Origin of the sequence: Paraburkholderia sp. SIMBA_053 (assembly GCF_046534895.1) — a bacterium.
GTDB lineage: Bacteria > Pseudomonadota > Gammaproteobacteria > Burkholderiales > Burkholderiaceae > Paraburkholderia > Paraburkholderia caledonica.
The window spans coordinates 1-232 of record NZ_JAWRXU010001854.1; the positions used below are offsets into that span (position 1 = coordinate 1).

At 55.2% G+C, this 232-nt stretch carries 1 protein-coding gene; it reads right to left on the reverse strand.

Annotated features, from left to right (window positions below; all coding sequences use genetic code 11):
* The coding region (locus SB753_RS41950; RefSeq protein ID WP_410805806.1) for an aldehyde dehydrogenase family protein at positions 1 to 232 on the reverse strand (232 nt) is incomplete at both ends.

Here is a 232-nt window from a genome sequence, read left to right on the forward strand (position 1 = left end):
GTGCTTGCTGATCGCGTTGCCAACAGTAGGACCATCGCCGAGGATCAGATTGAAAACGCCCTTCGGAACCCCTGCTTCATGCAGCACTTCAGTAAGATGAATTGCGCTGAGTGGCGTAAATTCGCTCGGCTTGAGAACCACCGTACATCCAACGGCAAGAGCATACGCAAGCTTGGTCGCGAGAAGCTGCAGAGGCCAGTTCCACGCCGTGATGAGACCGCAGACACCGATT